Origin of the sequence: Pseudomonas sp. HN2 (genome assembly GCF_020736465.1) — a bacterium.
GTDB lineage: Bacteria > Pseudomonadota > Gammaproteobacteria > Pseudomonadales > Pseudomonadaceae > Aquipseudomonas > Aquipseudomonas moraviensis_A.
The window spans coordinates 393,027-417,448 of the sequence record NZ_CP085885.1 but is presented as its reverse complement, the minus strand read 5'-3'; the positions used below and the strand labels follow the sequence as shown (position 1 = coordinate 417,448).

Below are 24,422 nucleotides of genomic sequence, written 5' to 3'. Positions count from 1 at the left end.
TCGCGGGGTTCCTTTATCAAGCCGGCTGAGCCTGCAGGCTCACCGGTCGCAGCGGCAGCAACGGCGCATGCGGATCGGCTTTCACCGAGGCGCGCCAAGCGTCCAGCCACTCGGCGAGACCCTCGGCCCAGACCTGCTCATGCAGGCGTGCCAGTGCAACAGGGTCGCTGAGCAGTTGCAGGCGATCGTGGTTGTTCAGCCCGGACGGGCCGACCTTGATCGCGTGACGCACACGCTCCTGACGCAGCCACTCGATCGGCTCGGCCTGGCCGTGACGCGAGGTCGCCAGCGAGCACGCCAGGGCGTTCTGCTGCGGGTCGACCACGGCGCGGACGAAGCCGTCGTTGAGGGCGTGATAACGGTTTTCGTGGGTGTACTGATCAGTTGCCAGCAAGGCCTGTGGCGGATTGTATTCCTCAGGGATGAGGAACAGGCTCTCGTCACGGGATTTCAGGCCCAGACCGACGCGGCTGGAGATCACCGACACCGGGATCGACAGCATCAGCGAACCGACGATCGGCACCAGCCACCAGAGGAAGCTCGGGTTCAGCCAGATCACCAGCAGTGCCCAGCAGAAGCCCAGCAAGGTCTGCGGGCCGTGGCGCTTGACCGCTTCGCTCCACGGTGTCGAGTCGTCGTCACGCTGCGGCGAGTTCCAGGTCGCGGCCCAGCCGAGGAAAGCGGCAAGGACGAAACGCGTGTGGAAAATCATCCGCACCGGCGCCAGCAGCATGGAGAACAGCATCTCCAGCAGCATCGAGAGGGTCACCTTGAACTTGCCGCCGAACTCTTTCGCGCCTTTGGCCCAGATCAGGATGATGCTCAACAGTTTCGGCAGGAACAGCAGCACGATGGTGGTCGAGAACAGCGCAATCGCCTTGTCCGGGTGCCATTGTGGCCACAGTGGATAGAGCTGACGCGGTTCGAGGAAGTACTGCGGTTCCATCAGCGTGTTCACCGCCAACAGCGCGGTCGACAACACGAGGAAGAAGAACCACAACGGCGCCGACAGGTACGACATCACGCCAGTGAGGAACACCGCGCGGTGCACCGGGTGCATGCCTTTTACCAGGAACAGGCGGAAGTTCATCAGGTTGCCGTGGCACCAGCGACGGTCACGCTTGAGTTCGTCGAGCAGGTTCGGCGGCAGTTCTTCGTAGCTGCCCGGCAAGTCGTAGGCAATCCACACGCCCCAACCGGCACGGCGCATCAGCGCGGCTTCAACGAAGTCGTGAGACAGAATCGCACCGGAGAACGCGCCCTTGCCCGGCAACGGCGCGAGGGCGCAGTGGTCGATGAACGGCTTCATGCGGATGATCGCGTTGTGACCCCAGTAGTGGGATTCACCCAACTGCCAGAAGTGCAGGCCGGCAGTGAACAGTGGACCGTACACGCGGGTAGCGAACTGCTGCATGCGCGCATACAGGGTGTCCATGCCCGACGCCCGCGGCGCGGTCTGGATGATCCCGGCGTCCGGCGTGGCTTCCATCAGGCGCACCAGACTGGTCAGGCATTCGCCGCTCATCACCGAGTCGGCGTCGAGCACGACCATGTACTTGTAGTCACCGCCCCAACGACGGCAGAAGTCGTCGAGGTTGCCGCTCTTGCGCTTCACACGGCGGCGACGGCGGCGATAGAAGATCTTGCCGAAGCCCTTGGCTTCGCGGCAGACGTCCAGCCAGGCCTGCTGCTCGGCGACGCAGATATCGGTGTCGTTACTGTCGCTGAGAACGAAGAAGTCGAAACGATCCAGATCACCGGTGGCGGCGACCGATTCGAACGTTGCACGCAGACCGGCGAATACACGCGGCACGTCTTCGTTGCAGATCGGCATCACCAGCGCAGTACGCGCATCTTTCGGGATCGGCTCGTTACCGGCGCTTTTCCCGGAGATTCGGTATTTATCATGACCGGTGAGCAGCTCAAGGAAGCCCATCAGCGCGGTCCAGAAACCGGCGGACACCCAGCAGAACAGAATCCCGAACAGAATCAGAATGCTGGTTTGCAGCGCATACGGCAGCACTTGCGTGGCGGTTTGCAGCAGCGGTTGATGCAGCACTTCATCGAGATCGACGAACGACCAGCCCTGGTACGGCATGATGCCTTTCATGTACCAGCCGGCAACGATGGTCTGGCCGAGCATCAGCAGCAACAGGATGTAGCGACGGATCGAACCGACAGTGCGCCAGCGCGCGGCCGGCAGGACATTGGCGTCCTTCGGCGGCTGCGGCGGGTTGGTGCGCCCGGTCAGACGACGCCAGCCACGCACCAGAATATTGGTGCGCCATGGCTCCGGCACAACCTTGGTACGGCGGATCGGCGGGGTCGCCTTGAGGCTGACCCGACCACTGGCGTCGAGCACCAGCATTTCCGCTTCGGCCAGTTCTTCGGCGGTGCTCAGGGTCAGGCGCTTGCCCACCGAGGCCTGGGCGGCTTCGGCAGGGGCGTCGAATGTCGAGGACGACAGGCGTTCATGCAGCTCGCTGAACGACTGGCAACCCGCGAGTTCCGCGCGTTGCTCGTCGGTCATCGGCAGATGCGCCAGATACTCGGACAGAGTCTCTGGCTGTACTTGTGAGTTACTCATCGGCAGGCAACTGATAGCTCCAGGTCTCGGTCAGGACTTCTTCAGTCGGCGCCGATTCCGGTGTGGCTGGGGCCGCGTCGGCAGCGACTGGCTGCTTGGCGTCTTTGTTGGCCTTGTCCTTGGCATCGGCTGCAGGCTTGGCTTCAGCCTGTTTGGCTTCGGCGGCCTTGGCTTCCTTGTCGAGCTTCTCCTGCTGCTTGGCGGCAACCTTGTCAGCCTTGGCGACCGACGAATTGGAGGCCGGTACCGATTTGGCCAGATCCGCGGTGACCACTGGCTGAACCAGCGCAGCGCGCATCTCGGTCGCCTTGCTGGCGTCCTTGATCTTCATCCGCAGGGTCAAGCGCCAGCCCTTGGTTTCCGGGTTGTAGCGCACGCTGTTCTCGACCAGCTCGGCGTTGTCGCCGACGCTGACCTGACTGCGCACGTCGGCGTCCGGCGTCAGGGCCGCCAGAGACGGGCCTTCGAAGTCGACCAGATAGGCAACGCTGCCATCCGGCTGACGGATCAGGTTCGATTGCTTGACGTCACCGGTCGAACGCAGGGTCTGCGCCACCCAGGCGCTGTCAGGCGCGTGGATCGCTGCTTCGTCCATGGTCCAGTGCATGCGGTAGGCGAAGTCCAGCGGCTGGCCTGGCTCCGGCATTTTTTCCGGGCTCCAGAACGCAACGATGTTGTCGTTGGTTTCGTCGGCGGTCGGAATCTCTACCAGATCAACGGTGCCTTTGCCCCACTCGCCCTTCGGCTCGATCCAGGCGCTTGGGCGCTTGTCATAGCGATCGTCGAGGTCTTCGTAGTGGCTGAAGTCGCGGCCACGCTGCAGCAGACCGAAACCACGCGGGTTCTCGACGCTGAAGTTGCTCACGGCCAGATGTTTCGGGTTGTTCAGCGGACGCCAGATCCACTCGCCGTTGCCGGCATGGATCGACAGACCGCTGGAGTCGTGCAGTTCACGACGGTAGTTGAGGACTTTCGACGGCTGGTTGGCGCCGAACAGGAACATGCTGGTCAGCGGCGCGATGCCCAGTTTGCCGACCTTGTCACGCAGGAACATCTGCGCCTTGACGTCGACGATGGTGTCGCTGCCCGGACGCAGGATCAGACGATAGGCACCGGTGGCACGCGGCGAATCGAGCAGAGCGAAGATCACCAGGTGCTTGTCGCCCGGCTTGGGCTGCTGGATCCAGAACTCGCGGAAACGCGGGAATTCTTCACCCGACGGCAGCGCGGTATCGATCGCCAGACCACGGGCCGACAGACCATAGGTGTGGCCCTTGCCGACGACGCGGAAGTAGCTCGCGCCGAGCATGGTCATGATCTCGTCTTGCTTGTCGGCCTTGTTGATCGGGTACAGCACACGGAAACCGGCATAGCCCAGTTGTTCGGTGGCTTTCGGATCGAATTTCAGGTCGCCGAAATCGAAGCGGCTCGGATCGTATTTGATTTCCGAGACGGTGTTCGCGGTGATTTCATTGATTTTCACCGGCGTATCGAAGTGCATACCCTGGTGATAGAAGGAGAGTTTGAACGGCGTCTTCTGATCGGCCCACTCAGCCTTTTCGGTGAGGAAGCGGATCTTCTGGTAGTCCGCGAACTTCATTTCGCGGAATTCGTTCGGCAGGTTGCTGCGCGGGGCTTCGAACTTCTGCCCGGCCAGCTCTTTGGCCTTGGCCGATACGTCGTCAAGATTGAACGCCCAAAGCTGACCGGCGCTGAGCAGGCACAGGAGCGCCGAACCCGCTACCAGAGCACTTCGCATGCGTTTGGCAGACATTTTTGCTGCATTACAGGGACTAACAATCACGAGCAACCCTCGCCGAAAACAGATCAATAAACCAACGGCCAGATGAAGTGCCTTTAGGGTTTTCGGCAGTGAAAAACCGACCTTTCAGGGCACCCTTGCCAAGTTGGCGAGCATTGTTCCGACTCCGCCGGGGCAAAATGATTCCCCAATCGGATCCAGACAAGTCTCTACCTAAGTCAAAACGGATCAACGAATGTCGATCCCCGCAGCGCGCGATTATCTAGTAGCCCGGATGACAACGCATCAGGGGTAACAAAGTATTTATCGCGAAAACAGCCTAAAAACAGTCGAAATTTCCGAAAAAGGCGTTTCAGGCACTGTCAGGTCTGTAACAAAAAGGTAACCGGGCCATCGTTGACCAGGTGCACCTGCATATCGGCGCCGAATCTACCTGATGCCACAGTGCCATGCACCTGTTTCGCCTGGCTCAACAAATAGTCGAACAATTCCTCCGCCAGCGCCGGCGGTGCGGCCGTGGAAAAGCTCGGACGCAGGCCGCTTTTGGTGTCGGCGGCAAGGGTGAACTGCGAGACCAGCAGCAACCCGCCATCCACATCCGCCAGGGACAGATTCATCTTGCCCTCGGCATCACTGAATACCCGATAGTTAAGCAGCTTATGCAGAAGTTTGTCGGCGTTGGTACGCGTGTCGTCGGGTTCTACCGCCACCAGCACGAGCAGACCCTGATCGACCGCGCCGACCACCTCGCCAGCGACCTCGACCCGCGCACCGCGTACGCGCTGCAACAGCGCCTTCATGCTTCTTCGAGTGGCAGGTCGAGCAGGCGCTGGGCCATTTTGCTCGCAGCGCGCACCAGCGCATCGGTGATCCCCGGCTCGGACGCGGCGTGGCCGGCATCGCGGATCACCTGCAATTCGCTGTTCGGCCAGGCCTGGTGCAATTCCCAGGCGTTGTCGAGCGGGCAGATCACGTCGTAGCGACCGTGAATGATCACGCCGGGGAGATGGGCGATCTTGCCCATGTCGCGGATCAGCTGGTTGGGCTCAAGGAAGGCATTGTTGGTGAAGTAGTGGCATTCGATCCGCGCGATCGACAGTGCGCGCTGCGGCTCGGAGAAACGATCGACGACTAGCGGGTTCGGCCGCAGGGTCGCGGTGCGCCCTTCCCAGGTCGACCACGCCTTGGCCGCATGCATCTGGGCGATCTGGTCGTTGCCGATCAGGCGTTTGTGGAAAGCGGTGAGCAGGTCGTCGCGCTCGTCCAGCGGGATCGGTGCGATGTAGTCCTGCCAGTAATCGGGGAACAGACGGCTGGCGCCGGCCTGGTAGAACCATTCGATTTCCTGCGGACGGCAGAGAAAGATCCCGCGCAGGATCAGACCGTGTACTCGCTCCGGGTGGGTTTGTGCGTAGGCCAGCGCCAGGGTCGAACCCCAGGAGCCGCCGAACAGCACCCATTTTTCGATGCCGAGATGTTTGCGGATGCGCTCGAGATCCTCGACCAGATCCCAGGTGGTGTTGTTTTCCAGGCTGGCATGCGGGGTGGAGCGACCGCAGCCGCGCTGGTCGAAGGTGACGATGCGATACAGATTCGGATCGAAATAGCGCCGGCTCTGTGCGTCGCAGCCGGCGCCGGGGCCACCGTGGATGAATACCACCGGCAAACCCTCCGGCGAGCCACTCTCATCGACGTACAGCGTATGGGTGTCATCGACAGCCAGATCGTGCCGGGCGTGGGGTTTGATCTGCGGAAACAAAGTCTGCATTGCGCGCTCCGTAAGGGGTCGAGGTCATCCCTGGGGGGACTCGTATTATTCTGCCGTTGGGCATCATAAACCCGATTTGCGTCAATGAGCATGCCTGTGCGCTGTCACCGTTTGTCAGCCATCACCTTCACGGTCTGAACGCGATCCTGTGGGAGCGAGCCTGCTCGCGAACGCGGTGTGTCATTCAACCTGGATTTTGGCTGAAAGGTCGCTTTCGCGAGCAGGCTCGCTCCCACAGGGGTTATGCGCTGTAGTGAGATTTTGCCCAGGCCAGATAGCCCTGCAGCAATTCCCGGAGCACCACCCGCGTCGGTTCGGCCAGGTCGGCGCGGTAGCGGAACGGTTCGAACTCTTCCATGTAGGTGGACTGGCACAATTCCAGCTGCACCGCGTGAATGTTCTGCGCCGGGGCGCCGTACTGGCGGGTGATGTGCCCGCCCTTGAAGCGACCGTTAAGCACATGAGTGAACTGCTCGTGCCGTGCGCAGATCGCTTCCAGCTCAGCAGCCAGTTGCGGATCACAACTGGCGCCATTGAACGTGCCGAGGTTGAAGTCCGGCAGTTTGCCGTCGAACAGGTGCGGGATGATCGAACGGATCGAGTGCGCATCGAACAGCAGTGCGTAGCCAAATTCAGCCTTCAGCCGCGCCAGCTCTTGCTGCAAGGTGCGATGGTATGGCGTCCAGATCTGCTGCAAATAACTCGCGCGTTCTTGCGGCGAAGGCTCCAGCCCCTCCTGAAACAACGCAATGCCGTCGAACAACGTCGCCGGATACAACCCCGTCGTCGCCCCGGCGTACAACGGTTTGTCGTCGGACGGCCGGTTGAGGTCGATGACGAAGCGCGAATACTCGGCAGCCAAAGTGCTGGCGCCCAGCTCCTCGGCGAAATCGTAGAGTTGCGGGATATGCCAGTCGGTGTCCGGCAAACTCTTCGCGGCGGGGATCAACCCGGCTTCGACCGCTGGGGTCAGACGCACACCCGCGTGGGGCATGCTGATCAGCAACGGCACGCGACCTTGTTTGAATTTCAGAACCTTGTCCACAACCGCCCTCCTAGAAATTCGATTCAACGCCGTGACGCACGACGCGCTTGTCCAGATCGCCCCCGAGCCAATAAGCCAGATCCGCCGGACGTTCGATGTTCCACGCGACAAAGTCGGCGACCTTGCCAACCTCCAGCGAGCCGTGGGTGTCAGCCATGCCCAATGCCTGCGCGGCATGGAGGGTCGCCCCGGCAAGAGCTTCTTCCGGAGTCATGCGGAAACAGGTGCAGGCCATGTTCAGCATCAGACGCAACGACAGCGCCGGCGAGGTGCCGGGGTTAAGGTCGCTGGCGATCGCGATCTTCACCTTGTGCTTGCGCAGCGCTTCCATCGGCGGCAACCGGGTTTCGCGCAGGAAGTAGAAGGCGCCGGGCAACAGCACGGCGACGGTGCCGGCAGCGGCTATGGCGATGGCGTCATCCTCGTCCATGAATTCAAGGTGATCAGCGGACAAGGCTTTATAGCGCGCGGCAAGGCTCGAGCCGTGCAGCGAGGACAATTGTTCGGCGTGCAGTTTTACCGGCAGACCGAGCTGCTGCGCCGCGACGAACACCCGTTCGACCTGCTCCGGCGAGAATGCCAGGTATTCGCAGAACGCATCCACGGCATCCACCAGACCTTCGGCGGCGAGGGCCGGGAGCATCTCGCTGCAGACCAGATCGATGTAATCGTCGGCGCGATCCTTGTACTCCGGCGGCAAGGCGTGCGCCGCCAGGCAAGTGCTGCGTACGCTGATCGGCAGTTCCTCGGCCAGGCGCCGGATGACTCGCAGAAGCTTGCGCTCGTTGGCCAGATCGAGGCCGTAGCCGGATTTCATTTCCACCGTGGTCACGCCATCGCGCATCAGGCTTTTCAGGCGTTTGGCGGCGCTGGCGAACAGCTCGTCTTCAGTGGCTTCGCGCGTGGCGCGCACGGTGCTGGCGATACCACCGCCCTGCGCGGCGATCTCGGCGTAGCTGACGCCTTGCAGACGCTGCTCGAACTCGCCACTGCGATTGCCGCCGAACACGGTGTGGGTGTGGCAGTCGATCAGTCCGGGCGTGACCCACGCGCCTTGCAGGTCATTGACCGCCGGGTATTCGCCGGACGGCAGTTGAGTGCGCGGGCCGATCCACTCGATCAGCGTGCCGGTGGTCACGATCGCGGCATCCTCGATGATCGAATAGACGCCGTTGGCCATGGTTGCGACGTGGCAGTGTTGCCAGAGGGTTTTCACTGTTGGCCTCCGTTTGGGTTGGTATGGTGAGCAGCCTCAAAAGCCCCTCACCCTAGCCCTCTCCCGGAGGGAGAGGGGACTGACTGGGTTGTTCTGTCGAGCTACATCGACCAGAGAGTCTTGAGCCGAACTCAGGTCTTGAAGCTCGCAGAGATCGGCTCCCTCTCCCTCCGGGAGAGGGCTGGGGTGAGGGCTGGTTTTTACAGGCTCGGCAAAAGCTTCACCGAAACCAGCTCGGTCAAACACCGCGACGCCAGCAATTCAGTCGCCGCATTGATATCCGGCGCAAAAAACCGGTCCTTCTCATAAAACGGCACTTCCCTGCGCAGGATCGCCCGCGCCTGTTCCAGCTTCGGCGAGGTCTTCAGGCCGTTGCGCAGATCCAGGCCCTGGACCGCCGCCAGCCACTCCACGGCGAGAATCCCGCGGGTGTTCTCGGCCATTTCCCACAGGCGTTTGCCGGCAGCCGGGGCCATCGATACGTGGTCTTCCTGGTTGGCCGAGGTCGGCAGGCTGTCCACCGAATGCGGATGGGCCAGCGCCTTGTTCTCGCTGGCCAGTGCCGCTGCGGTCACCTGGGCGATCATGAAACCGGAGTTCACCCCGCCGTTGGCGACGAGGAACGGCGGCAGTTGCGACATGTGCTTGTCCATCATCAGCGAGATGCGCCGTTCGCTCAGCGAGCCGATTTCGGCGATGGCCAGAGCCAGATTGTCAGCGGCCATGGCCACCGGTTCGGCGTGGAAGTTGCCGCCGGAAATCACATCGCCTTCAGCGGCGAATACCAACGGGTTGTCGGAAACCGCGTTGGCTTCGACCGCCAGCACTTCAGCGGCCTGCCGGAACTGGGTCAGGCAGGCGCCCATGACTTGTGGCTGGCAGCGCAGCGAATACGGGTCTTGGACCTTGTCGCAGTTCTGGTGCGAGGCGCAGACTTCGCTGCGCTCACCGAGCAGGTCACGATAAGCAGCGGCGGCATCGATCTGACCTTTCTGCCCACGTGCGGCGTGAATGCGCGCGTCGAACGGCGAGCGCGAACCGAGCACGGCTTCAACGGTGAGACTGCCGAGCGCCAACGCACCGGCAAACAGATCTTCGCCTTCGAACAAACCGCGCAGCGCAAACGCGGTGGAAACCTGAGTACCGTTGAGCAGCGCCAGACCTTCTTTCGCCGCCAGGGTCAGCGGTGTCAGGCCGGCGACTTTCAGCGCTTCGGTCGCCTCCAGCCATTCGCCCTTGTAGCGCGCCTTGCCCTCGCCGAGCAGCACCAGCGACATGTGCGCCAACGGCGCCAGATCCCCCGACGCGCCGACCGAACCTTTCAGCGGAATGTGCGGATAGACCTCGGCATTGATCAGCGCAATCAGCGCGTCGATCACCTGCCGACGGATACCGGAGAAACCGCGGCTGAGGCTGTTGACCTTGAGCACCATGATCAGTCGCACAAGGTCGTCGCTGATCGGCTGGCCGACGCCGGCAGCATGCGAGAGCACCAGCGAACGCTGCAGGTTCTCCAGGTCTTCGCTGGCGATGCGCGTCGAGGCCAGCAGGCCGAAACCGGTGTTGATGCCATAGGCGGTGCGGTTCTCGGCGAGGATCTGCTCGACGCAGGCGACGCTGGCCTCGATCTGCGCGCTGGCGCTGTTGTCGAGGGTCAAGGTGACCGGATGCTGGAAGACGTCACGCAGTTGGGCCAGGCTCAGTTGGCCGGGGATCAGGTTCAGCGCAGTCATTAAAATGCTCCTGTTAGGCATTGTTATTAACTACCAGTCGCTCCGGAGCATTCCGTTATCCGTCGTTTCTCGTCTTGTGAACGATCCACGCCTTGGCACGCTGGTATGGGCAGTTGTCAGTGCAAATTCGGTAAAACGTTGTGCGGCAGATTCGGGACTTTCAAGACGCTCGCAGCGGCAGCAATATCCGGCGCCAGCCAGCGATCCTGATCGTAGGCAGGGACGGTTTCGCGCAGCAGGCGCCAGGCGACATCGGTGCCAGCCCCAAAGCGCTGTTCCTTGAGGAACTCAAACGCCTGCGCCGCCAACAGATATTCAATCGCGAGGATCTGCGTGCAGTTTTCCAAGGCGCGGTGCAGCTTCAGCGCGGCGTTGGTGCCCATGCTCAGGTGGTCTTCCTGCAGGCCCGAGGTGATGTAGTTGTCGAGTACCGCCGGTTGCGCCAACTGGCGGTTTTCCGCACACAGCGAAGCGGCGACGTATTGCACGATCATCATCCCCGAGTTGACCCCGGGGTTGGCCACCAGAAACGCTGGCAGACCGCTGACGTGCGGGTTGACCAGACGGTCGAGACGACGCTCGGCAATCGAGCCGATCTCGGCCATGGCAATCGCCAGCAGATCGGCGGCCATCGCCACCGATTGGCCGTGCGGGTTGGCCTGCGACATCACCCGGAAATCGTCCGGGGTGCCGAGCAGCAGCGGATTGTCGGTGCAGCCGTTGAGCTCGGCTTCGACCTGTTTGATTGCGTGCTCCAGTTGATCACGCGCGGCGCCGTGCACCTGCGGGATCGAGCGGATGCTCAGCGCGTCCTGAGTGCGAATGCCTTTGCTCGCGGCGATCACTTCGCTGCCATCGAGCAAGGCGCGGAGGTTGTTGCCGACCTGCTGCATGCCCGGATGCGGCTTGAGCGCGATGATCTCGGCATCGAAGGCATCGATCTGGCCGCGCTGGGCTTCGAAGCTCATCGCACCGATGACATCGGCCCATTGCAACAGGCGCGTGGCATCGGCAATCGCCAGACAGCTGAGGCCGGTCATGCACGGCGTGCCGTTGACCAGACACAAACCGTCCTTCGCGCCCAATTGCACAGGTTTCAAGCCTTCTTCGGCCAGTGCCTGCTGCGCCGGCATGATCTGACCGCGATAGCTGACATGACCAACGCCGAGCAGCGTGATACCGACGTGCGCCATGTGCGTCAGATAACCCACCGAACCCTGCGCCGGCACTTGCGGGGTGATACCGCGATTGAGCAGCGCCAGCAGGCCCTCGACCACGCGCCGATGCAGGCCGGATTTACCGTGGCTGTAGTTGTGGATCGCGGCGCAGATGATTGCGCGGGTCTGCTCATCACTGAGAACCGGGCCGACCCCGCAAGCGTGGCTGAGCAAGGTGTTGCGCGAGAGCTGGCTGAGCTGTTCGTCCTGCAACGAAACGTTGGACAGGCCACCCAGACCGGTATTGACGCCATAGGCGCGCTCGCCGCTGGCGACGATACGCTGGACGATCGCCTGAGCGTTGTCGATGCGCGCCCAAGTGTCGCTGGACAGTTCCAGCAGCGCACCGTGACGGGCGACCGCGACCACGTCCTGCCAACGCAGATGAGCACCGGTGATGACGATTTTTTCAGCCTGGGACATCTGAAGCCTCATACAAATTCTGTTGCTGCATGAATTCCTGTGGCGAGGGAGCTTGCTCCCGCTGGACTGCGAAGCAGGCCCAAAATTCTGCGACCGCTGCGCGCTCGAGCGCGAGCAAGCTCCCTCGCCACAAAAGCTGTCTCACCGCGAATCCTTCTAAACCACCGCCGCCCGCCGCTGCACAAACCGGTCGACATACTCATCCGCCGGCGAATGCAGGATCTCTCTTGGCGTACCGACCTGAATCAACCGGCCATCCTTGAGAATCGCGATGCGATTGCCGATGCGCACGGCCTCGTCGAGGTCGTGGGTGATGAAGACGATGGTCTTGTGCAGGGTCTTTTGCAGTTCCAGCAACTGGTCCTGCATCTCCGCGCGGATCAGCGGATCCAGCGCGCTGAAGGCTTCGTCCATCAGAATGATGTCGGTGTCCGCCGCCAACGCCCGAGCCAGGCCGACGCGCTGACGCATGCCGCCGGAGAGCTGGTGCGGGTATTTGTTTTCGTAGCCTTTGAGGCCGACGGTATTGATCCAGTGCAGCGCGCGTTCGGCGCAGACCTGCTTGCTCTCGCCGCGTACTTTCAGGCCGTAGGCGACGTTATCGAGCACGGTTTTGTGCGGCAGCAGACCGAAGCTCTGGAACACCATGCTGATCTTGTGCCGACGAAATTCGCGCAGCGCTTCCATGTCGTACTGCAGGATGTCCTCACCATCCACCAGAATCGCCCCGCTGGTGGGGTCGATCAGCCGATTGAAGTGGCGCACCAGGGTGGATTTGCCGGAGCCGGACAGGCCCATGATCACGAAGATTTCGCCGGTGCCGATGCTCAGCGACAAGTCGTTCACGCCGACCACGCAACCGGTTTCGTTGAGCACCTGATCCTTGCTCTTGCCCTGGCCGACCATGGCCAGCGCATCCTTGGCGCGGTTGCCGAAAATCTTGAAGACGTTGCGCACTTCGATCTTGCTCACGCTTGCGTTGCTCATTTGCTCACCTCGTGGCGTGGCCGACCGTACGCTTGAGTGATGCGGTCGATGACCACAGCGAGAATCACGATCGCCAGTCCGGCTTCGAGGCCACGACCGACGTTGAGTGTCTGAATGCCCACCAGCACGTCTTCACCGAGGCCACGGGCGCCGATCATCGAAGCGATGACAACCATCGACAGGGCCATCATCGTGGTCTGGTTGATGCCAGCCATGATGCTCGGCAACGCCAGTGGCAATTGCACGCCGAACAGTTGCTGCCAACGGTTGGCGCCGAAGGCGTTGATCGCCTCCATGACTTCGCCGTCGACCTGGCGAATACCCAGGTCGGTCAGGCGAATCAGCGGTGGCGCCGCGTAGATCACCGTGGCGAAAATCGCCGGCACCTTGCCCAGGCCGAACAGCATCAGCACCGGAATCAGGTACACGAAACTCGGCATGGTCTGCATGATGTCGAGCAACGGCATCAGTACCGAACGCAGGCGATTGCTGCGCGCCGAGAGGATCCCCAGCGGGATGCCGATCAGCACCGAAATGATCGTCGCGACCATCATCAGCGCCAGGGTCTGCATGAGTTTGTCCCAGAGGCCGACCGCGCCCACCAGAAACAGCAGACCGACAATCACCGCGGTGGTGACGACTTTGCGCGTAGCGTGCCAGGCGATGACGCCGACGATCGCCAGCATCAGCCACCACGGCGCCGCACGCAGCAGACCTTCGAGACTGACGATGGCCCACAACAGCGTGTCGGAGATGTGGCGGAACACGTCGCCGTAGTTGGTGACCAGCGAATCGACCCAACCGTTGACCCAGTCGGCGATGGAAAAAGTAAAGCTTTCGGGAAACATAAGGGACTCTCAATCAAGGGGTTGCGATCAAGCGTCCGGCTGCCGTGGCTGGCAGCCGGGTAAACCTGACCTACAAGGCCGCGTCGATTTTCCTGGCTGCGTCGTCGCTCACCCATGCGTGCCAGACTTCAGGATGTTCCTTGAGGAAGATTTTCGCCAGTTTTGCCGACTCGATGCGTTCCTTGGCCATGCGCCCGAGGTTCTGGTTGAGCAGGTCGATCGGCAGGTTGACCTTCTCCAGCACGGCGACCAGTTCGGGGGCTTCGTCATGGAAGGTTTTCGACAGGCCGACCTTGATGGTCACGGTCTTGTCGACGCCCGGTTTTTCTTCGAGTTTGACCGCGTCGATCTGGCCCATCAGCGGGGTCGGCGACCAGTAGTAGAAGAGAATCGGCTCGCCACGCTTGTAGCTCGACAGCACCGCTGCATCCAGTGCAGGTCCTGTGCCCGGACGGAAGTTGGTGTAACTGTTTTCCAAGCCGTAGCTCTTGAGCATCTCGCTGTTGTCGAGCTCGCAGGTCCAGCCGGCCGGGCAGTTATAGAAGCGGCCCTTGGACGGCTCTTCGGCATCCTTGAACACGGCGGAATACTTGCCCAGATCAGCGATGTTTTTCAGGTCCGGGGCTTTCGCCTCGAGCTTGCGCTTGGCGTCGCCTTCGATCACGTAACGCGGCACGTACCAGCCTTCGACAGCGCCCACTACCGGCGCGCCGACACCGACGACCTTGCCGGCCTTCTCGGCCTTGTTCCAGACCTCGCTGCGGCCGACCCACTCTTCGGCGAACACTTGAATATCGTTGCTGCTCAGGGCGTTTTCCATGGTGATGGAATTGCCCGGCAAACTGTCGGTCTTGCAGCCGTAACCTTTCTCCAGCACCACTTGCAGCACGTCGGTCAGGAGCATGCCGCTTTCCCAGTTCAGCCCGGCGAATTTCACCGGTTTGCCCGATTCGCACCAGCCGGCGGCTTGGGTCGCACCGGCACTGGCCAACAGGCCCATGGACAGCAATGTGGTCAGCAGGGTCTTGTTCGATTTCATTGTCGTGACGCTCCTAATCATGAATGGGCTTACGGCAGTTCAAGAGGCATCCAGCCTGGTCCACGTCCAGATCAGGCCTGCGCCGCAGCGCGACCGGTCCCGCTGGTTTTTGCTTGTACGACGCTGTTCTGCTCGACCGGCAGAATCAGCTGATCGGGCACTGCGCTGTGCCATTTTTTCGCGCAGAAGTAATAGACGGCGGCCGGCAGCACCAGGCCGATGATCCAGGAAATATCGACATCACCGAGGGCGGCCACCAGTGGGCCGGTGTAGAACTTGGTCGAGATGAATGGCAACTGCACCAGCACGCCGAACACATAGACGCTGATACCGAGCAGGTTCCAGCGGCCGTAGCGGCCGTTCGGATCGGCCAGCGCCGGCACGTCGTAGCGCTCGCGGGTGATGCAGTAGTAGTCGACCAGATTGATCGCGCTCCACGGGGTGAAGAAGGCCAGCAGAAACAGGATGAACGACTTGAACGCACCGAGGAACGAGTGCTGCCCGAGCAGGGCGATCAGCGTCGCCGCGCCGACGATGAACAGCACGAACACCAGCCGCTGCATACGGGTAACCGTCAGGTGTCCTTTGAAGCCACTGATGATGGTCGCAATGCACATGAAGCTGCCGTAGGAGTTCAGCGTCGAAATGGTCACCTTGCCGAACGCGATGCTGAAATACAGCAGCGCGGCGGTGGCGCCGGTACCGCCGAGCCCGACGATGTAGGCGACCTCATGGCCTGCGAATTGACCGTTGGCCGATGCGGCAGCAAACACGCCGAGGATCATCGCCACTTGCGCGCCGATCACCGAGCCTGCGCCAGCGGCGAAAAAGGTTTTCACCGCCGAAGTGGCGCTCGGCAAGTAGCGAGAATAGTCCGCCACATAAGGACCGAACGCGATCTGCCAGGAAGCTGCCAGCGACACCGCCAACAGGAAACTGCTCCAGCTGAAATGGCGAATCTGCAGGAGTGCGCCGACGTCGGTCTGGCTCATCAGCCGCCAGAACAGGAACACGAACGCGATCACGCCAATGACACTGGCGACGCGGCCGATCCAGTGAATCACCCGATAGCCGAGCACCGTGACCAGCACAATGACACTGGCGAATATCAGGATGCCAACGCTATCGCTGACACCGAACAACTGACCCAGCGCCTGCCCGGACAGCACCGTCCCGGTGGCGGTGAAGCCGAGGTACATCAGGCACACCAGCACGATCGGAATCGCCGCGCCATAAACGCCGAACTGCACGCGGCTGGAGATCATCTGCGGCAAGCCCAGTTTCGGCCCTTGCGCGGCATGCAGCGCCATCACGCCACCGCCGAGCAATTGACCGATCAACAAACCGATCAACGACCAGAACACATCACCGCCGAGCACCACGGCCAAGGCCCCGGTGACGATCGCAGTAATCTGCAGATTGGCGCCCATCCACAGGGTGAACTGACTGAACAGACGACCGTGTCTTTCCGCTTCCGGGATGTAGTCGATCGAACGCCTTTCGATCAACGGAGTACTGCCTGCACGTTCGTTGTTAACCGCCATGATTCAACCTCTGTGGATTGTTCTGGATATCGATTGTTTCGCTTTTGTAGGAGTGAGCCTGCTCGCGATAAGGCCAGCACATTCAGCAAATGTGCTGGCTGACACACCGCTATCGCGAGCAGGCTCACTCCTACAGGGGGAAAGCATTATTTGCCGGTGATCATCGGCAGATTCAGCCCCTGCTCTTTCGCGCAGTCGATCGCAATCTGGTAGCCAGCGTCGGCGTGGCGCATGACGCCGGTGGCCGGGTCGTTGTGCAGTACGCGGGCGAGGCGCTCGGCGGCCTCATCGGTACCGTCGCAGACAATCACCATCCCCGAATGCTGCGAGAAGCCCATGCCGACACCGCCGCCATGGTGCAGGGATACCCAGGTCGCGCCGCTCGCAGTGTTCAGCAGCGCGTTGAGCAGTGGCCAGTCGGACACGGCGTCGGAACCGTCCTGCATCGATTCGGTTTCGCGGTTGGGACTGGCGACCGAGCCGGAATCGAGGTGGTCGCGACCGATCACCACCGGTGCCGACAGCTCACCGCTACGCACCATTTCGTTGAAGGCCAGACCGAGCCTGGCGCGCTGGCCCAGACCGACCCAGCAGATACGTGCCGGCAGACCCTGGAAGCTGATGCGCTCGCGGGCCATGTCCAGCCAGTTGTGCAAGTGTGCGTCGTCCGGGATCAACTCTTTGACCTTGGCGTCGGTTTTGTAGATGTCCTGCGGATCACCCGACAGCGCCGCCCAACGGAACGGGCCGATGCCACGGCAGAACAGCGGACGGATGTACGCCGGCACGAAGCCCGGGAAATCGAAAGCATTTTCGACGCCCTCTTCCTGCGCCATCTGACGGATGTTGTTGCCGTAGTCGAAGGTCGGAATGCCTTGCTTCTGGAATTCCAGCATGGCCTTGACGTGCACGGCCATCGATTGCTTGGCGGCTTTGATCACAGCGGCCGGTTCGGTCTTGGCGCGGGCGCGGTATTCGTCCCAGCTCCAGCCGGCCGGCAAGTAACCGTTGAGCGGGTCGTGGGCGCTGGTCTGGTCGGTGACCATGTCCGGGCGCACGCCGCGCTTGACCAGCTCCGGGAGAATTTCGGCAGCATTGCCGAGCAGAGCGATGGAGATCGCTTTGCCTTCCTTGGTGTATTTGTCGATGCGTGCCAGGGCGTCGTCGAGGTCTTTGGCTTGCTCGTCGACGTAACGGCTTTTCAGGCGGAAATCGATGCTGACCTGCTGGCATTCGATGTTCAGCGAGCAGGCGCCGGCCAGGGTAGCGGCCAGCGGTTGTGCGCCGCCCATGCCACCGAGGCCCGCGGTCAGCACCCAGCGCCCCTTGAGGTCAGCGTTGTAATGCTGGCGACCGGCTTCGACGAAAGTTTCGTAGGTGCCCTGAACGATGCCCTGGCTGCCGATGTAGATCCAGCTGCCAGCGGTCATCTGGCCGTACATGGCCAGGCCTTTGGCGTCAAGTTCGTTGAAGTGTTCCCAGCTCGCCCAGTGCGGCACGAGGTTGGAGTTGGCGATCAGCACGCGCGGCGCGTTGCTATGAGTCTTGAACACGCCGACCGGTTTGCCCGATTGCACCAGCAGGGTTTCGTCGTCGTTCAGGTGGGTCAGGCTCTCGACGATTTTGTCGTAGCACTCCCAGTTCCGCGCGGCGCGGCCGATGCCACCGTAGACCACCAGTTCTTTCGGGTTCTCGGCCACTTCCGGGTCGAGGTTGTTCATCAACATGCGCAGCGGTGCTTCGGTCAGCCAGCTCTTGGCGGTCAGCGTGTTACCGCGAGCGGCGCGAATCTGCACGTCACGAAACTTGTTGCTGTTCTGGGTATTGTCAGTCACGAAAAAGACTCCTCAGCGATCAATTCAAACCAACCCTGGCAGTGGGCAGCAGCCTGCGCGCTTTTCTGCGCGACAAGCGAATCAGTGGACGCTGCGGAGAGTCTCGGACGACTCATACGCATACGTCTTTACTTGTACATACAAGCATATGCAATCAAGCGGCCAACTTGTTGGAGAGGTGTTCAAGAAAAAATACGGACAGGGCTGGAGAGCGCCTGAATCAAGGGGTCACGCGTGGATGAAATATTTCGAGGGTATTAATGGAAGGGGTTGGGGAGTGTTTCGAAAGCGAGGTTTTGCGCCACGCTGGGGCGTTCGGTAACAAGTTGGTGCGAGGATGGAAACAGGAAGTGTGAATGCAACTGTGGCGAGGGAGCTTGCTCCCGCTGAGCTGCGAAGCAGCCCCAAATCGGTGTTTACCAGAATTGGGAGTCCTTCGGCCTCCAGCGGGAGCAAGCTCCCTCGCCACAGGGGAATTGTGTTCAGTTTTGGAGGAGTTCGATGACGCAGCAAGCGGCATTGGTGGCGACTTCAACCAGTCCGGCGTTACCGTCCAGTTGCAGACAATCATGGCGACCGAGTTGCGATGCGGTTTCACCGACTTGCACTTGCAGCAACTCACTGACACTGAACACCAGCAACGTCGATGCCGAGCTGAAAAATCGCTGCTCACCGTCCAGCCACTGCAACCGCGCGCTGTAACGTTGCGGCGCGTAGATCAGATTGAAGTCGCGAATCGCACCGCCGAGCAACGTGCAGGACACCTGACTTTCGCCGCGGAACGCATACGGGTCGAGGGGTAACAGTGGGCGGGTATCGTCACCGTCGACGCACAGGGTCATGCCGTCCCCCTGCAACACGGTGATGACTCGCTGGTAACCGGCGAACGTCGAGAACCCACCCGACTCAGTGATGTCGGCAATCGACAGCCGCCAGCCGAAACCGTCCAGGCCAGCACCCGCATCGCGAGTGATTTCTTCGGTGCTGCCGCCGCCGTTTTTCCACGGCATGCGCGGGTAGCCTTCGGCGCGTAAAACCTTAATTGCATTCATTTATGGAACCGCCCTTCGAGACGATGACGGGAACCCGGATGGATCAAACGCGCCGCCGTCACTGGCTGACGCCCCGACCAGGTACGCCGACGGATCAGCAAGCACGGCTCGCCCTTTTCAATCTGCAGCAATTTGCACTCTGACGGCTCAGCAAGAATCGCTTCGACCACGTGCTCGCCTTCGGTCAGCGGCGCGACCTGGTTGAGGTAGGCGTAAGGTGTCTGCAGGGTGAAGTCCTGCTTGAGGTACTCCGGGGCGACCAGGGCGTTGACGAACCGGTCTTCGATTTGCACCGGAATGTCGTTTTCGTAATGCACGATCAGCGAGTGGAAGACCTTCTGCCCTTCGCGCATATCCAGTGCCAGCGCACGCTCGGAGCCGGCGGCCTCTTCCTCGAGGGTGATGACTTGGCAGGTGTGGCGATGACCGCGCGAGGCGATTTCGTCGGCGATGTTGTGCACTTCGAACAGCGCGGACTGGCTCTTCGGTTCGGCGACAAAGGTGCCCACGCCTTGCATGCGCACCAGCAGGCCATCGGCAGTCATCTCACGCAGGGCGCGGTTGATGGTCATGCGGCTGAAGCCGAGCTGGCTGACCAGTTCGCTTTCGGACGGCACGCGGTAGTGCGGCGGCCAGTTACCGCTGTCGATCTGCTGGGTGATCATCTGTTTGACGCGGGCGTACAAGGGCGCCGGACTGTCGCCCATGTTCGCGGCCAACGGAGAGACTGGAGGCGGAGTCGGCACGGTTGATCCCTGTTCATTGGATGAAAGTGACTAGCTTGCCGGAGTTTACCGGGCAGGCAAACGTCTGTATATGTATATACAAATAACACACGATGGGGTGCCGAACGATGTCCGCCTTCTTTGCCGAACGCGCACTGCTGCCTAACGGATGGGCCAACAAAGTACGTCTCGAGGTCAGCGCCGATGGCCTGCTGACCCGAATCCAGGCCGATTCCACCGCAGACGGCGCCGAGCGGCTGAACGGGCCGCTGCTGCCGGGGATGCCCAATCTGCACTCCCACGCCTTCCAGCGCGCAATGGCTGGTTTGGCCGAAGTGGCCGGCAACCCGAACGACAGCTTCTGGACCTGGCGCGATCTGATGTATCGCCTCGTCGGAAAGATCAGTCCGGATCAGCTCGGCATCATCGCCCGTCAGCTGTACATCGAAATGCTCAAGGCCGGGTACACCTCGGTCGCCGAATTCCACTACGTGCACCACGACAGCAGCGGCCAGCCGTATGCCGATCCGGCCGAACTGGCCTTACGCATCAGCCAGGCAGCCAGTGAAAGCGGTATCGGTCTGACCCTGCTGCCGGTGCTTTACAGCCATTCTGGTTTCGGTGGGCAGACGCCGAATGACGGCCAGCGCCGGTTTATCAACAGCACCGAAAACTACTTGAATCTGCACGCGCGGTTGCAGCCATTACTGGCACAGCAAAAGGCGCAATCGCTGGGCCTGTGTTTCCACTCGCTACGCGCGGTGACGCCGCAGCAGATCAGCGAAGTGCTCGCTGCCAGTGACAAGCAGATCCCGGTGCATATCCACATCGCCGAACAGCAGAAAGAAGTCGACGACTGCCTGAGCTGGAGCGGTCGGCGGCCGCTGCAATGGCTGTACGAAAATACCCAAGTCGATCAGCGCTGGTGCCTGGTCCACGCGACCCACGCCAACCCGGAAGAAGTCTCGCTGATGGCCAACAGTCGCGCGATCGCCGGGCTTTGCCTGACCACTGAAGCGAATCTGGGTGACGGAATTTTCCCGGCGGTGGACTTTCTTGCCCAGGGCGGGCGCATGGGCATTGGCTCCGACAGCCATGTGTCGCTGAGCGTGGTGGAAGAATTGCGCTGGCTGGAATATGGCCAGCGCCTGCGTGATCAGCGGCGCAATCGCTTGTATGGCGCGCAGCAGCCGATGGTCGGCCGCACGCTGTATGACGCGGCGCTGGACGGCGGCGCGCAGGCGCTGGGTCAGCCGATCGGCGCGTTGGAAGTGGGCAAGCGCGCGGACTGGATCGTGCTCGATGGCAACGATCCGTATCTGGCGACAGCGTCGGGGGACGGGATTCTGAATCGCTGGCTGTTCGCCGGCGGCGATCGGCAGGTGCGCGATGTGCTGGTGAATGGTCAGTGGGTGGTACGCGATGGACGGCATGCCGGCGAAGAACAAAGCGCCCGAGCCTTTACCCAGGTCCTGCGCGATCTCTTGGGCTGACGCAAAACAAACTGTGGGAGCGAGCCTGCTCGCGAAAGCGGTGCATCAGTCAATATTCATGTCGACTGACACACCCTCTTCGCGAGCAGGCTCGCTCCCACATTTGATTTGTATCGAGACTTAATTAGACGTCTTGGCCATCTGCCGATCCGACGCGCGCCAGATCAGGCGTGTGGTGTCGTAACCCTGTTGACGCGCCTTGCTCAGCAATTCTTCACGCACTACACCGTTGACGGTCGGCGTGCGTGACAGCAGCCACAGGTACTTGCGACTCGGATCGCCGACGATGGCGGTCTTGTAATCGTCGCTGACGTACAACACCCAGTACTCGCCCTTCGCCACACCCGGCACCAGGCGCGAGAACCAGTTATCGAATTCGACCCAGAGCTTGTCGGTCTTGCCCGGCACCTGGGGATAAGCCGTGCCCTTGGCTTCTTCCCATTGCCAGTCCGGGGTCAGGCAGCGGTTGAGCACGCCGACGTTACCGTCCGGCTTGAGGCTGTAGTGGGCTTCGGATTGGGCGCAGTGGCGCTGGAAGTACATCGGCAAGCGTGCCAGTTCATACCAGGTGCCCTGATAACGCTTGAGGTTGACGCTGTTGACAGTTCTCGGCGCCAACGGGTCGACGCCGGAAGTGGCGCAGCCAGCCAGTACCAGGCCAGCAAAAAGGATCAGCAATAACCGCTTCATTTTTTTCTCCGTGGGCGCGAAGCCCCGGTTTACTTCAGGCCTTGGCCGGAAAACATCAGCACTTTGTCACCGGCGTATTGCACGCTGATAAAGCTGTTCTTGTCGCCCCAGGTGCAGCTGGACATACCGAGCGCGCCCGAGCAATCAGTGGGCTTGCCGAGAAGGGTTTCCACTTCGGACTTGGCCATGCCGGCCGAGAGCTTCGAGTAGTTTTCCTGATTGACCTTGCTGCATGCGGCCAACAGCACGCAAAACGACAGCAGGGCGATAGATCGCAGCGACATGGTGAAACTCCTGGAACGAGGGGGGATGGCATGGTGCCAACCAGAAGCTTAGAAGAGAAAAGTGTCATCTGGTTCCGTGCTCAATTGCCTATTTATCAGCCCGCCTGTCTGACTTTTGCCGATAAATCAGAAACTTTGTGAAGCTGTCGAGCATTTCGTCGACTTTCCCCACAAGCGCCTAATCTTTGGCGCGGCGCGGTCGAAATAAGAGCAGCGCAACGCTGCCGAATATGGCAAATTGCCGCCCTTTCCTGACCAGCCCCTTCGCGGTAGTTCATTCGATGACCAGAAACATGAAATTCAGCCACAAGATTTTGCTGGCTGCTGCCCTTGTGGTGGCCGTTGCGTTCGCCTGTTTCATCCTCTTCAACGACTATCGCCAGCGTCAGGCCTTGAGCAGCAGCACCGAAGCCACCATGCAGGAACTGGGAAGCCTGACCACCAGCAACATCCAGACCTGGCTGGAAAGCCGCATCCAGCTGCTGCAATCGTTATCGCAGCAGGTCGCGGTCGACGGCAACGCACCCGCCAGCCTCAAACGCATCATCGACCTGCCCGCCTACACCGGCAATTTCCAGCTCAGCTATTTCGGTGGCGCTGACGGCGTGATGTTTTCCGTGCCCGCCGGCAACCGCGCGCCGGATTACGATCCACGTGCGCGTGGCTGGTACAAAGCGGCGAACAGCGCGCAACAGACTATCGTCACCGAACCGTACATCGCCGCGTCGTCGGGCAAACTGGTCATCACAGTAGCGACGCCGGTGCAGCGCCAGGGCCAGATGCTCGGCGTCGCCGGTGCGGACATCGACCTGACCAGTGTCAGCGCAATCATCAACTCGCTGAACTTCGGCGGCCACGGGCACGCGTTCATCGTCAGCGCCGAAGGCAAGATCCTGATTCACCCGGACAGCAAACTGGTGCTTAAAACCCTCGCCGAGGCCTACCCGAACGGTGCGCCTCAAGTCAGTCCGGGCCTGAAAGAAGTCGAGTTTGATGGCAAGACCCAGTTGATTTCCTTCACTCGCGTCAACGGCGTGCCGTCGGCCGACTGGTACGTGGCGCTGGTGCTCGACAAAGACATCGCGTTCTCGATGCTCAGCGAATTCCGCACCTCGGCGCTGATCGCCATGGTCATCGCCGTGCTGATCATCATCGGCCTGCTCGGCATGCTCATTCGCGTGCTGATGCAGCCGCTGCTGACCATGGGCCGTGCGATGCATGACATCGCTGAAGGCGAAGGCGACCTGACCAAACGTCTGGTGATCCACGGCAACGATGAATTCGGCGCACTGGGCACTTCGTTCAACCGCTTCGTCGAACGCATTCACACCTCGATCCGCGAAGTGTCCTCGGCCACCGGCCAGGTCAACGAAGTCGCCCTGCGCGTGGTCGCCGCCTCGAACTCCTCGATGTACAACTCCGACCAGCAGGCCAACCGTACCAACAGCGTCGCCGCCGCGATCAATCAGCTCGGCGCTGCCGCCCAGGAAATCGCGCAGAACGCCGCCCTCGCCTCGCAGCATTCCAGCGATGCGCGCAGCCTTGCGGTCGACGGCCAGCAGGTTGTGGATAAAACCATTCAAGCCATGCAGCAACTGTCGGCGTAGATCAGCGATTCCTGTGGCAACATCGAAACGCTGAATAGCAACACGGTGAACATCGGCCAGATTCTCGAAGTGATCACCAGCATTTCCCAGCAGACCAACCTGCTCGCACTCAACGCCGCCATCGAAGCTGCGCGTGCCGGTGAGGCTGGGCGCGGTTTCGCCGTGGTGGCCGACGAGGTGCGCAACCTCGCGCATCGCACCCAGGACTCGGCGCAGCAAGTGCAGAAGATGATCGAAGAGCTGCAAGTCGGCGCACGCCAGGCGGTGACCATCATGACCGAGAGCCAGCGCGAGAGTGAAAGCAGCGTCGGCATCGCCAACCAGGCCGGCGACCGCCTGGGCAGCGTGACCCAGCGCATCGGCGAAATCGACGGCATGAACCAGTCGGTAGCCACTGCGACCGAGGAACAAACGGCCGTGGTCGAGTCGATCAACGTTGATATCAACGAGATCAACACACTGAATCAGGAAGGCGTGGAGAACTTGCAGGCGACGTTGCGCGCGTGCTCGGATCTGGAGCAGCAGGCGGCACGTCTCAAGCAACTGGTTGGTAGCTTCCGTATATAA

At 61.4% G+C, this 24,422-nt stretch carries 18 protein-coding genes and 1 pseudogene; 2 read left to right on the top strand and 17 right to left on the bottom strand.

The window, feature by feature from the left end; all coding sequences use genetic code 11:
• Window positions 1-16: 16 nt before the first annotated feature.
• The 15 genes from mdoH to hutC form a co-directional block, all read right to left on the bottom strand.
• A complete protein-coding gene (gene mdoH, locus LIS66_RS01815; protein ID WP_065615427.1) occupies window positions 17-2,587 on the bottom strand; it encodes a glucans biosynthesis glucosyltransferase MdoH in 2,571 nt (856 codons plus the stop codon).
• Entirely contained in the window at window positions 2,580-4,361 is a 1,782-nt protein-coding gene (locus LIS66_RS01810) for a glucan biosynthesis protein G (RefSeq protein ID WP_161806073.1), read from the bottom strand. Before LIS66_RS01810 ends, mdoH begins: the two co-directional genes overlap by 8 nt.
• A gap of 350 nt (window positions 4,362-4,711) precedes the next feature.
• Window positions 4,712-5,149, bottom strand: a complete 438-nt coding sequence (gene dtd, locus LIS66_RS01805) for a D-aminoacyl-tRNA deacylase (RefSeq protein ID WP_042608669.1) — start codon at window positions 5,147-5,149, stop codon at window positions 4,712-4,714.
• Window positions 5,146-6,117: a prolyl aminopeptidase gene (pip, locus tag LIS66_RS01800; RefSeq protein ID WP_041477549.1), complete on the bottom strand. Its 972-nt coding sequence runs from the start codon at window positions 6,115-6,117 to the stop codon at window positions 5,146-5,148. The genes dtd and pip overlap by 4 nt, the downstream gene beginning before the upstream one ends.
• Before the next feature lie 241 nt (window positions 6,118-6,358).
• On the bottom strand, window positions 6,359-7,162 hold the full coding sequence (gene hutG, locus LIS66_RS01795) for an N-formylglutamate deformylase (RefSeq protein ID WP_227973489.1): 804 nt from the start codon (window positions 7,160-7,162) through the stop codon (window positions 6,359-6,361).
• A 10-nt stretch (window positions 7,163-7,172) separates the two neighbouring features.
• A complete protein-coding gene (gene hutI, locus LIS66_RS01790; protein ID WP_227973488.1) occupies window positions 7,173-8,378 on the bottom strand; it encodes an imidazolonepropionase in 1,206 nt (401 codons plus the stop codon).
• A gap of 200 nt (window positions 8,379-8,578) precedes the next feature.
• Window positions 8,579-10,111 carry a histidine ammonia-lyase gene (gene hutH, locus LIS66_RS01785; protein WP_227973487.1) on the bottom strand — a complete coding sequence of 511 codons (1,533 nt, stop codon included), beginning with the start codon at window positions 10,109-10,111 and terminating at the stop codon, window positions 8,579-8,581.
• 116 nt (window positions 10,112-10,227) lie between these two features.
• A complete protein-coding gene (gene hutH / locus LIS66_RS01780; RefSeq protein WP_042608665.1) occupies window positions 10,228-11,751 on the bottom strand; it encodes a histidine ammonia-lyase in 1,524 nt (507 codons plus the stop codon).
• A 156-nt stretch (window positions 11,752-11,907) separates the two neighbouring features.
• A complete protein-coding gene (locus LIS66_RS01775; RefSeq protein ID WP_042608737.1) occupies window positions 11,908-12,738 on the bottom strand; it encodes a quaternary amine ABC transporter ATP-binding protein in 831 nt (276 codons plus the stop codon).
• A complete protein-coding gene (locus tag LIS66_RS01770) occupies window positions 12,735-13,586 on the bottom strand; it encodes an ABC transporter permease (protein ID WP_016772087.1) in 852 nt (283 codons plus the stop codon). Before LIS66_RS01770 ends, LIS66_RS01775 begins: the two co-directional genes overlap by 4 nt.
• A 70-nt stretch (window positions 13,587-13,656) precedes the next feature.
• Window positions 13,657-14,625: an ABC transporter substrate-binding protein gene (locus LIS66_RS01765; protein ID WP_064363319.1), complete on the bottom strand. Its 969-nt coding sequence runs from the start codon at window positions 14,623-14,625 to the stop codon at window positions 13,657-13,659.
• Window positions 14,626-14,696: 71 nt separating this feature from the next.
• Window positions 14,697-16,169, bottom strand: coding sequence for a purine-cytosine permease family protein (locus LIS66_RS01760; RefSeq protein ID WP_083354013.1), 1,473 nt, complete (start codon window positions 16,167-16,169; stop codon window positions 14,697-14,699).
• Between the two features lie 146 nt (window positions 16,170-16,315).
• Window positions 16,316-18,004: a urocanate hydratase gene (hutU, locus tag LIS66_RS01755; RefSeq protein WP_227973486.1), complete on the bottom strand. Its 1,689-nt coding sequence runs from the start codon at window positions 18,002-18,004 to the stop codon at window positions 16,316-16,318.
• 482 nt (window positions 18,005-18,486) lie between these two features.
• The gene (locus LIS66_RS01750; RefSeq protein ID WP_227973485.1) at window positions 18,487-19,056 is read right to left on the bottom strand and encodes a HutD family protein; all 570 of its coding nucleotides are present in this window, start codon (window positions 19,054-19,056) and stop codon (window positions 18,487-18,489) included.
• Window positions 19,053-19,763: a histidine utilization repressor gene (hutC, locus tag LIS66_RS01745; protein WP_162803449.1), complete on the bottom strand. Its 711-nt coding sequence runs from the start codon at window positions 19,761-19,763 to the stop codon at window positions 19,053-19,055. Before hutC ends, LIS66_RS01750 begins: the two co-directional genes overlap by 4 nt.
• 146 nt (window positions 19,764-19,909) lie before the next feature.
• On the opposite strand from hutC, the gene LIS66_RS01740 reads away from it, so the two are divergent.
• The gene (locus LIS66_RS01740; RefSeq protein ID WP_227973484.1) at window positions 19,910-21,274 is read left to right on the top strand and encodes a formimidoylglutamate deiminase; all 1,365 of its coding nucleotides are present in this window, start codon (window positions 19,910-19,912) and stop codon (window positions 21,272-21,274) included.
• 120 nt (window positions 21,275-21,394) lie between these two features.
• Here the strand turns inward: LIS66_RS01740 and LIS66_RS01735 are convergent, their stop codons facing one another.
• Window positions 21,395-21,964: a lipocalin family protein gene (locus tag LIS66_RS01735; RefSeq protein ID WP_042608659.1), complete on the bottom strand. Its 570-nt coding sequence runs from the start codon at window positions 21,962-21,964 to the stop codon at window positions 21,395-21,397.
• 29 nt (window positions 21,965-21,993) lie between these two features.
• Window positions 21,994-22,248, bottom strand: coding sequence for a hypothetical protein (locus tag LIS66_RS01730; protein WP_016772095.1), 255 nt, complete (start codon window positions 22,246-22,248; stop codon window positions 21,994-21,996).
• A 281-nt stretch (window positions 22,249-22,529) separates the two neighbouring features.
• Here LIS66_RS01730 and LIS66_RS01725 point away from each other — a divergent pair.
• Window positions 22,530-24,422 (top strand): annotated as a pseudogene (locus LIS66_RS01725) (methyl-accepting chemotaxis protein).